The organism is Streptomyces sp. NPDC002785 (genome assembly GCF_040295565.1).
GTDB lineage: Bacteria > Actinomycetota > Actinomycetes > Streptomycetales > Streptomycetaceae > Streptomyces.
On record NZ_JBEOVN010000031.1, the window covers coordinates 39,991 to 48,764 of the forward strand.

Consider the following 8,774-nt stretch of genomic DNA (forward strand, 5'->3'; position numbering starts at 1 on the left):
ATGCAGTTCGGACGCACCTACGAGGAGTTCGAGGTCGGCGCGGTGTACAAGCACTGGCCCGGAAAGACGGTCACGGAGTACGACGACCACCTCTTCTGTCTGCTCACCATGAATCATCACCCGCTGCACATGGACAGCAACTACGCGGGGAAGACGACCGATTTCGGCAAGAACGTTGTAGTGGGCAACTACATCTACTCGCTGTTGCTCGGCATGTCCGTCCCCGATGTCTCCGGAAAGGCGATCGCCAACCTGGAGGTCGAGTCACTGAAGCATGTCGCGCCGACCTTCCACGGCGACACGATCTACGGCGAGACGACGGTTCTCGACAAGACTCCGTCAAAGTCCAAGAGTGACCGCGGAATCGTCCATGTGGAGACCAGGGGTTACAAGCAGGACGGGACCCTGGTCTGCGTGTTCCGCCGCAAGGTGATGGTCCCCACCGAGACGTACATCAAGGAACGCGGGAGGGGGCACCTCCCAGGCCATTCAGGCCCTGGGGGAGAGCAGCCCGGCCGCCCGGAGCTGAACCAGCCTTCGCAGAAGAACGTGGAGAAGTAGCCATGACGCGACTCGCCCAGACTGCCGGCCTGAACGACATCCAGCAGGAAATTCTCTCCACGGTCCGGGATTTCGTCGACAAGGAGATCATTCCGGTCGCGACCCAGCTGGAGCACCGCGACGAATACCCGACGGAGATCGTCGAGGGACTCAAAGAACTGGGCCTGTTCGGGCTGATGATCCCCGAGGAGTACGGGGGCCTGGGTGAGTCGCTTCTCACATACGCGCTCTGCGTGGAGGAAATTGCCCGCGGCTGGATGAGCGTGTCGGGAATCATCAACACGCACTTCATCGTGGCGTACATGCTCAAGCAGCACGGCACCCAGGAGCAGAAGGACACGTTCCTGCCGCGGATGGCGCTGGGCGAGGTCCGGGGCGCGTTCTCGATGTCCGAGCCGGCGCTCGGCTCCGATGTCTCGGCGATCACCTCCAAGGGCGTCAGGGACGGCGATGAGTACGTCCTGAACGGCCAGAAGATGTGGCTGACGAACGGTGGCACGTCCTCGCTCGTCGCCGTGCTGTGCCGGAGTGACGAAGGCCACCCCGAGGGGACCGCTCCGCACAAGTCGATGACGACGTTCCTGGTGGAGAAGGAGCCCGGCTTCGGCGAGGTGCGGCCCGGTCTCACCATCCCCGGCAAAATCGACAAAATGGGTTACAAGGGCGTCGACACGACCGAACTCATCATGGACGGGCTACGCATTCCGGCCAATCGAGTGCTGGGCGGCACCACCGGCCGAGGGTTTTACCAAATGATGGACGGCGTAGAGGTCGGCCGGGTAAATGTGGCTGCACGTGGCTGCGGCGTCGCACAGCGTGCATTCGAGCTGGGCGTTTCCTATGCCCAGCAGCGTCACACCTTCGGAAAGCCGATCGCTCAGCACCAGGCGATCCAGTTCAAGCTGGCCGAAATGGCCACCAAGGTCGAGGCAGCCCATGCGATGATGGTAAACGCAGCGCGCAAAAAGGACTCCGGGGAACGAAATGACCTGGAGGCAGGGATGGCGAAGTACCTCGCCTCCGAGTACTGCAAGGAAGTCGTCGAGGACGCCTTCCGGATCCATGGCGGTTACGGCTTCTCCAAGGAGTACGAGATCGAGCGCCTCTACCGGGAGGCCCCGATGCTGCTGATCGGTGAAGGTACCGCCGAGATCCAGAAAATGATCATTGGGCGCCGCGTCCTTGAGGAGTACCGGTTGCAGGGGTGATTGTCCCTTTCGAGGCGATTTAGTCGCGAAGAAGATCACATCCTGTCACCCTCAGGCAGTGCCTTCAAGCCGTCCGACTCAGTTGCTGGCTTGCCCAGTTGCGGCTCGCAACCGATAACATCGCCGGAAAAGCCGCCGTCCCCCGTTGCCAGCGCGGCATCATCCGCTACGAAGGTCATCCATGCCCGACAGCCAAACCTCTGCATCACGCGGCGGAGTCCGCCTTGCGCGCGGAGCTTCGCCGTGGCTCCTCCCGACCGTCGCCACCGCGGCACTCAGCCTCACCCGGGCCCGCAAGTCCGGACGCTGGGCCGCGGTGGCCGTGCCCACCACCGCGCTCGCGGCGGGCATGCTGTGGTTCTTCCGCGACCCCGAGCGTGAGATCACCCAGGGCCGGGTCATTTCGCCGGCCGACGGCGTGGTGCAGAGCATCATGCCGTGGAAGGACGGGCGCACCCGCGTCGCGATCTTCATGAGCCCGCTGAATGTCCATGTCAACCGCGCACCCCTGGCTGGCACGGTGACCTCGGTCGAGCACATCCCTGGCGGGTTCGTTCCGGCGTTCAACAAGGAGAGCGAGAACAACGAGCGCGTTGTCTGGCACTTCGACACCGAGCTCGGTGACATCGAGATGGTGCAGATCGCCGGTGCGGTCGCCCGTCGCATCGTCCCTTATGTCCCGCAGGGCACGAAGGTGGAGCAGGGCGAGCGCATCGGTCTGATCCGCTTCGGCTCCCGGGTCGACATCTACCTTCCGGAAGGTATCGATGTCGCGGTCGAGGTCGGCCAGGCCACCACCGCGGGGGTGACTCGAATTGACCGTGATTGATCCTGACACGCAGGCCGGCTGGGTGCCGGAGGCGGAGTCCGAGGAGGACGCCGGCGAGGACATGCCGCTCTCTCTGCGGCTGTCGATAGCGGACACCCTCACTCTCGGCAACGCCACGTGCGGTTTCATGGCGGTGTACTTCACCACCACCGGAATCCTCATCCCGCATCTCACGGGCAGCGACGAGAGCGGTATGGCCCGGCACTCCGCGGCCACTGCCGTGATCCTCATGCTCATGGCCGCGGTGTTCGACCTCTTCGACGGGCTCGTGGCACGCAAGCTGCGCTCCTCGCCGATGGGTGCCGAGCTGGACAACCTCTCGGACCTGATCAGCTTCGGGCTCGCACCGGCGTACTTCGTCCTCGTGTACGGCATGGTCGCGGACGACGCACACCAGCGGGTTTCGGCGCTGGCGGCGATCGTGGTGCTGCTGGCTGTGGTGCTCAGACTTGCCAGATTCTCCTGCGTGACCATGAAGGACGGCATGTTCCAGGGCATGCCGAGCCCCTTCGGAGCGCTCACGGTCGTATCGATCGTGCTCCTGGAGCTGCCCTTCCCACCGACGCTGCTCGCGATCGTCGGTGTGGCGTGGCTGATGGTCAGCCGGGTCGAGTACCCGAAGCCGCGGGGCGTCCTCGCGGTGGCGATGCTCAGCTGGATCGTGGCCGCGATGGGGCTTCTCGCCGCATGGGCGTTCGACGCCCCCGGCGGAAAGCTGCTCCTCCAGACCGGCTGTGCGCTGCAGGTGGTCCTGGGAGCGGTCATCCCGCTCTTCGCGACGGCACGGAGGGTGAACACCTTCCGCGACAACCGGCGTGAGGCACGGGCGGCGCAGCTGCCGTAGCGGCACAGACGATACGCAAGAGGGCCCCGGGTGCTCCCGGGGCCCTCTTGCGTGCGCCGGGAATCCGACCGGCCGACGCACGTGTCCCGGTGCTCCCGCCCGCCGCGCACCGCCCGACCTCAGCCGGGTACGAGCACGGCGGCCCCGTTCACCCGGTCGGCCGCCAGGTCGGCCAGTGCCTGGTCGGCCCTGCTCAACGGGTAGGTGCTCACCGTGACCCGGATGCCCACGCGTTGGGACAGAGCAAGGAAATCGCGGCCGTCCTCGCGGGTGTTGGAGGTGACGCTGCGCAGATTGCGCTCCTGGAACAGATGACGCCGGTAGTTCAGCACGGGAATGTCCGTCAGATGAATTCCGGCGATGGCAAGCGTGCCGGACCTGTCCAGTGCCTCCATCGCCACCGGCACCAGGTCGCCGACGGGTGCGAACAGGATCGCCGAGTCCAGGGGCTCCGGCGGGCGGTCGTAGGCACCGCCCGCCGACGCGGCGCCGAGGTCCAGAGCGAGCGCGCGTGCCTGTGCCGAGCGGGTCAGCACATGAACGGTGGCGCCCTCGGCGACGGCCACCTGGGCAGCCAGATGGGCCGACGCACCGAAGCCGTAGATTCCCAGCCGCCCGCCCTCCGGCAGCGCGCTGCGCCGGAGCGACCGGTATCCGATGATCCCTGCGCAGAGGAGAGGTGCGAGCCGGACGGCGTCCTGGTCCTCCGGAAGCCGGTAGGCGAACGCCTCAGGAATCAGCGCCGTGTCGGCGAAGCCGCCGTCCGCGTCCCACCCCGTATAGGTGGACCGCGGGCAGAGGTTCTCCCGGCCGCCCAGGCAGTACCGGCAGCGCCCGCACGTTCCGCGCAGCCACGCTCCACCCACCCGGTCGCCGATACGGAAGACGCCGGCCCCGTCGCCAACGGCAGCCACCCGGCCGACGATCTCATGACCGGGGACCGTGGAGGGACGGCGCGGCAGGAGATCGCCTTCGGCCAGATGGAGATCCGTGCGGCAGACGCCGCACGCTTCCACGTTCAGCAGAAGCTCCCCGGGGCCGGGAGCAGGCGTCGTGCGGCGCACGCGTGCCAAGGGCCCGGTGCCGATAGGACCGGGTGCCCGGACGGCCCAGCCGCTCTGCTCGGCCGGGACTGACTCGGAGACAGCCACACATCCAGCGTGCGGCGCCGGCCCCGGAGAGGCAACCGACCTCTTTGTCCGTACGCGAGTGAACGGCCACAGCCCCGAGGGGCTGTGGCGGTCGTCACCGAACGGAACCGCATCTACCAGAAAATCAAGCGACGCTGTGCGCAACTCTCCGAGAAGGTGTCACAGCAGGACACCTGATTCACTCGATCGGCCGCGCGAAGAGTGCACGGACCTGAGATCCGACGCAGGCTGATGGGCGAACGGCACCGCAACGAGGGCAACCGGACGCCGAGACCCGGGCGGACGGGCGCCGTAAGAGGTGGAGCCATGCCCCATGTGTCTGCGAATGTCCATGTGTCCCGCCCCGCCGACGAGATCTTCTCGTTTCTCCGGGATCCGCGGAATCTGGCCGTGTGGTCATCGAGCATAGATCAGGTGATCGAGGGCCCGATCAGCACGGAACTCGGCGACCAGTACACCTGCAAGTTCCCGGGCAGGCGACGGGTGCACCGCCTCACGTGCACCGCGAGTACTCCTGTCGAGTACCTGGCCTTCCGCGGTGCGCGCATGTGGACCCCGCTGGGCCGCCACTCGCCGGAACTCGAGTTCCGGCTGAGTCCGAGCCGACGGGGAACGATGGTCAACGTTTCGGTCAAACCCCATCTGGACGGCGGCATGATCATCCTTGCGCCGTTCGTGACGATGGCGTGGCGTCGTGATCTGCCGGCGGAGCTGCGGTGTCTGGCGGAGCTGCTCGCCGACGGGGACCGTCCTGATGCGGACACGAGTGACGGTCAGGGGGCGGCGCCCTCTGTGGAGTGACGCGGAGGGGCGGGGGCGTGTTCCCGCTGCGCGACGGGGCTGTCCCCCTCCCTTCCCTTCCCGATACCGGGTCTCGGCCCCGGACCCCGGTCGTCGAACGCCGGACGAGCTGGGTGTTCGCGCCCGCCCGGCGATCAAGGGCCGCAATGGGGACGGACTGGACTACCGGAGGAAGTCGCGAGCGAGCGCCTCGGACGCCCGCTCCAGGAGTGGTCCCGCCTGGGCCATGGAGAGGGCGGGGTCCGGTTCCAGGTCCGTGAGGGCGTACGCGCGGCTGATGCCCGCACCGGCCAGGGCCTCCGGCGGCAGGGCGAGGCGACCGCAGACCGCAACGACCTCGACACCCGCGGCACGGGCCGCCGCGGCCACGCCTGCCGGGGCCTTGCCGTGGAGGGTCTGCTCGTCGAGCGAACCCTCCCCGGTGATCACCAGCGTGGCGCGTGCCAGCGCGGGGGCGAAACCGAGGACATCGAGCATGACCTCGATGCCGGGGCGGAACCGGGCGCCGAGAGCGACCAGCGCCCCGTAGCCGACGCCGCCCGCCGCACCTGCTCCGGGCAGCCGGGCGTGGTCCGGGCCCAGGATGGACGCGTAGTGGGCGAGCGCGGCATCGAGGGTCACGATGTCGTCCTCGGTCGCGCCCTTCTGCCGACCGTAGACCTCGGGCGCGCCCTTCGGGCCCGTCAGTGGGTTGTTCACGTCGCTGGCGAGGATCAGGTCCACGCCGGCCATGCGCGGGTCGAGGCCGGACAGGTCCGCCTCGGCCAGGTCGGCGAGGCCGCCGCCACCGGGGCCGACGGGCTTGCCGTCCGCGTCCAGGAAGCGGGCTCCGAGCGCGGCCAGCATGCCCGCGCCGCCATCCGTGGTCGCGCTGCCGCCGACGCCGAACACGATCGTCCGGGCACCCGCGTCGAGCGCCGCGGCCAGCAGTTCGCCGGAGCCGAACGTCGTAGCCGTGAGCGGGGCGAACACCCCTGCGGGGAGGTGCTGGAGGCCCGAGGCCTCGGCCATCTCCACCACCGCCGTGGTGTCGCGCAGCGCGTACGCCGCGGTCACCGGATCCCCGAGCGGCCCCGTCACCCGCACCTCGCGCCGCTCGAACCCGGCGGCCACCGCCGCCGCCACCGTGCCGTCGCCGCCGTCCGCCACCGGCAGGGTCTCGACCCGCACCCCGGGGACGACGCGCCGCAGCCCGGCCGTCACTCGCTCCGCGACCTGTACGGCCGTGAGCGAGCCCTTGAACTTGTCCGCCGCGACGAGCACGCGTGCGGTCTCCATCACTGCTCCGTCCGCCACCTTGAATTCCTTGCTTTCGAACAGGCAGTCGCGCCGCCCCCGACCCTATCCGCAGCGGATACCCTCTGCCCGGAGCCGTCGTCGCACCGGCTCCCCCTACTACGCTGCCCGCGTGACCACCACTGATTACGCCACCTACATCGCGGGACTCCCCCGGGTTCTCGCCGCCGCGGCCACTGTGTTCCGGGACGTCCACGGGCGAGTGCTGCTCGTCGAGCCGAACTACCGGGACGGCTGGGCGCTGCCCGGCGGAACGATCGAGTCGGACCAGGGCGAGAGCCCTCGGCAGGCGGCGCGACGCGAGACGGCCGAGGAGATCGGTCTCGATCTGGAGCCGGGACGGCTGCTCGCGATCGACTGGGCCCGCGGCCCGAAGCGGCCACCGATCGCCGCGTATCTGTACGACGGCGGAGTGCTGGACGAGCCGGAGTTGAAGGCGATCCGGCTGCAGGAGGAGGAGCTCCTGTCCTGGGAACTGGTCGAGCGCGACGACCTCGACCGCTATCTGCACGGCGGTCTCGCACTGCGCCTGAGGGCGGCACTGGATGTGCTCGATTCCAGCAGTGGCGCAGTGGAGCTGGAGGACGGCCGCCCGGTGGCCGGCTGACACCCGAGCCCGCTCGCCCGCCCGCACTTGCCACCCGTCCCGTATCGCCCGTATTCCCGTTGTGTGCCGTTGTCTTGACAGGCCATCAGCTGATAGTCCGGTCGACAGCTGCCGGACACCCGAGTTCATGTGTCATTTGTCCGCAGTGCACGCTCGACCGGCATCATCCGAACTCCACGACAGCGGAGGGATCATGCGTACGCACACGGGACACCTCGGTGGATTGCTGGCCACGATCGTCGCAGCGTTCGCCTGTACGGCAGTCGTCGCCACGGCGTCGACCGCGACCGCGGAGCCGGCGTCGGCCCCGGCCGCACACCGCGAAGTGCCGCTGTCGGTCGACGGCGGCGCCTGGCAGTCGGGTCATGTCCAGGGCATGGCCATCGACCGCCGCAAGGGCTTCATGTACTTCTCGATGACCAACCTGCTGGTCAAGACCGACCTCAAGGGCAACCCGGTCGGCTCGGTCACCGGATTCACCGGCCATCTCGGCGATCTGGACTTCAACGAGAAGGACGGCAGGGTCTACGGCTCGCTGGAGTACAAGGAGGCGAGGTCCTTCTACATCGCGATCCTCGACGTCGACCGCATCACCGGGATGGACATGGACGCACAGTCCACGGGTGTCGTCTCGACCGTCTATCTCAAGGAGGTCGTGAAGGACTTCACTGCCGATATGAACGGCGACGGCGTCTTCGACGGCGACACGGGCAGTACGCCCGATCACCGCTACGGCTGCAGTGGCATCGACGGTGTCGCGTTCGGCCCGGCGTTCGGTGACGGGCGCGGCAGGCGCGGTGAGCAGAAGCTGACGGTCGCGTACGGCGTGTACGCCAACACGGGCCGCACGGACAACGACCACCAGGTGCTGCTCCAGTACGACGTCACGCGGTGGAAGAAGTACGAGCGCCCGCTGACCGAGTCGGCGCCGCACACCAGCGGCCCCGCACACGTCGACGGCAAGTTCTTCGCGTATACCGGAAACACCACGTACGGCGTGCAGAACCTGGAGTACGACGGGTACAGCGGCAACTGGCTGATGGCTGTCTACAAGGGCACCAAGCCGGGCTTCCCCAACTACTCGGTCTTCGCGCTGGACGGTGCGAGGAAGCCGGTACCCGGCCCCGTCCGCGGGCAGCAGAAGCCGGAGCGCGGTCTGCTGCTGCCTCTGCTGCGTGAGGGGGCGCACGATGGAGCGACCGGTACGTTCGGGTGGCCGGCGCCGGGGCAGTACGGGCAGTACGGACTGATCTCGCTCGACGACGGGCGGTTCTATCTCGCGCAGAGCGGCACGGTCCAGGACGGCGGCGTCACCAAGCAGACCGTTCACGCCGTGCTGAACACCTGGACGGGCCGGACCCCGTCGCCGTTCAGCCCCGTTGGTCCTGCGGCTTGACGTCCACCTCGCGAGTTCCATCGCGTGCCGGCCCCGGGCGGCCCACGGGCGATGGCCGTGCCGGGGCCGGCCACGGGAGAT

At 68.2% G+C, this 8,774-nt stretch carries 9 protein-coding genes; 7 read left to right on the forward strand and 2 right to left on the reverse strand.

Features of this window, described 5'->3' with window-relative positions:
* The 4 genes from ABTZ94_RS11080 (at position 1) to pssA (ending at position 3,442) form a co-directional block, all read left to right on the forward strand.
* Positions 1-561, forward strand: coding sequence for a MaoC family dehydratase (locus ABTZ94_RS11080; protein ID WP_351199738.1), 561 nt, complete (start codon positions 1-3; stop codon positions 559-561).
* Positions 562-563: 2 nt separating this feature from the next.
* Complete coding sequence (locus ABTZ94_RS11085) at positions 564-1,769, forward strand: acyl-CoA dehydrogenase family protein (RefSeq protein ID WP_351199740.1); 1,206 nt, start codon at positions 564-566, stop codon at positions 1,767-1,769.
* Positions 1,770-1,950: 181 nt separating this feature from the next.
* On the forward strand, positions 1,951-2,598 hold the full coding sequence (locus ABTZ94_RS11090; RefSeq protein WP_351199742.1) for a phosphatidylserine decarboxylase: 648 nt from the start codon (positions 1,951-1,953) through the stop codon (positions 2,596-2,598).
* Positions 2,599-2,620: 22 nt separating this feature from the next.
* Positions 2,621-3,442, forward strand: coding sequence for a CDP-diacylglycerol--serine O-phosphatidyltransferase (gene pssA, locus ABTZ94_RS11095; RefSeq protein WP_502967222.1), 822 nt, complete (start codon positions 2,621-2,623; stop codon positions 3,440-3,442).
* Between the two features lie 119 nt (positions 3,443-3,561).
* On the opposite strand, the gene ABTZ94_RS11100 is transcribed toward pssA, so the two are convergent.
* Complete coding sequence (locus ABTZ94_RS11100; RefSeq protein WP_351199746.1) at positions 3,562-4,593, reverse strand: zinc-binding alcohol dehydrogenase family protein; 1,032 nt, start codon at positions 4,591-4,593, stop codon at positions 3,562-3,564.
* Positions 4,594-4,899: 306 nt separating this feature from the next.
* Between ABTZ94_RS11100 and ABTZ94_RS11105 the strand changes: the two genes are divergently transcribed.
* Entirely contained in the window at positions 4,900-5,394 is a 495-nt protein-coding gene (locus tag ABTZ94_RS11105) for an SRPBCC family protein (protein WP_351199748.1), read from the forward strand.
* 162 nt (positions 5,395-5,556) lie between these two features.
* On the opposite strand, the gene ABTZ94_RS11110 is transcribed toward ABTZ94_RS11105, so the two are convergent.
* Positions 5,557-6,672, reverse strand: a complete 1,116-nt coding sequence (locus ABTZ94_RS11110) for a glycerate kinase (RefSeq protein WP_351199750.1) — start codon at positions 6,670-6,672, stop codon at positions 5,557-5,559.
* A 130-nt stretch (positions 6,673-6,802) separates the two neighbouring features.
* On the opposite strand from ABTZ94_RS11110, the gene ABTZ94_RS11115 reads away from it, so the two are divergent.
* On the forward strand, positions 6,803-7,297 hold the full coding sequence (locus ABTZ94_RS11115) for an NUDIX domain-containing protein (protein ID WP_351199752.1): 495 nt from the start codon (positions 6,803-6,805) through the stop codon (positions 7,295-7,297).
* 193 nt (positions 7,298-7,490) lie between these two features.
* Complete coding sequence (locus tag ABTZ94_RS11120) at positions 7,491-8,693, forward strand: hypothetical protein (RefSeq protein WP_351199754.1); 1,203 nt, start codon at positions 7,491-7,493, stop codon at positions 8,691-8,693.
* The last annotated feature ends 81 nt before the right edge of the window (positions 8,694-8,774 follow it).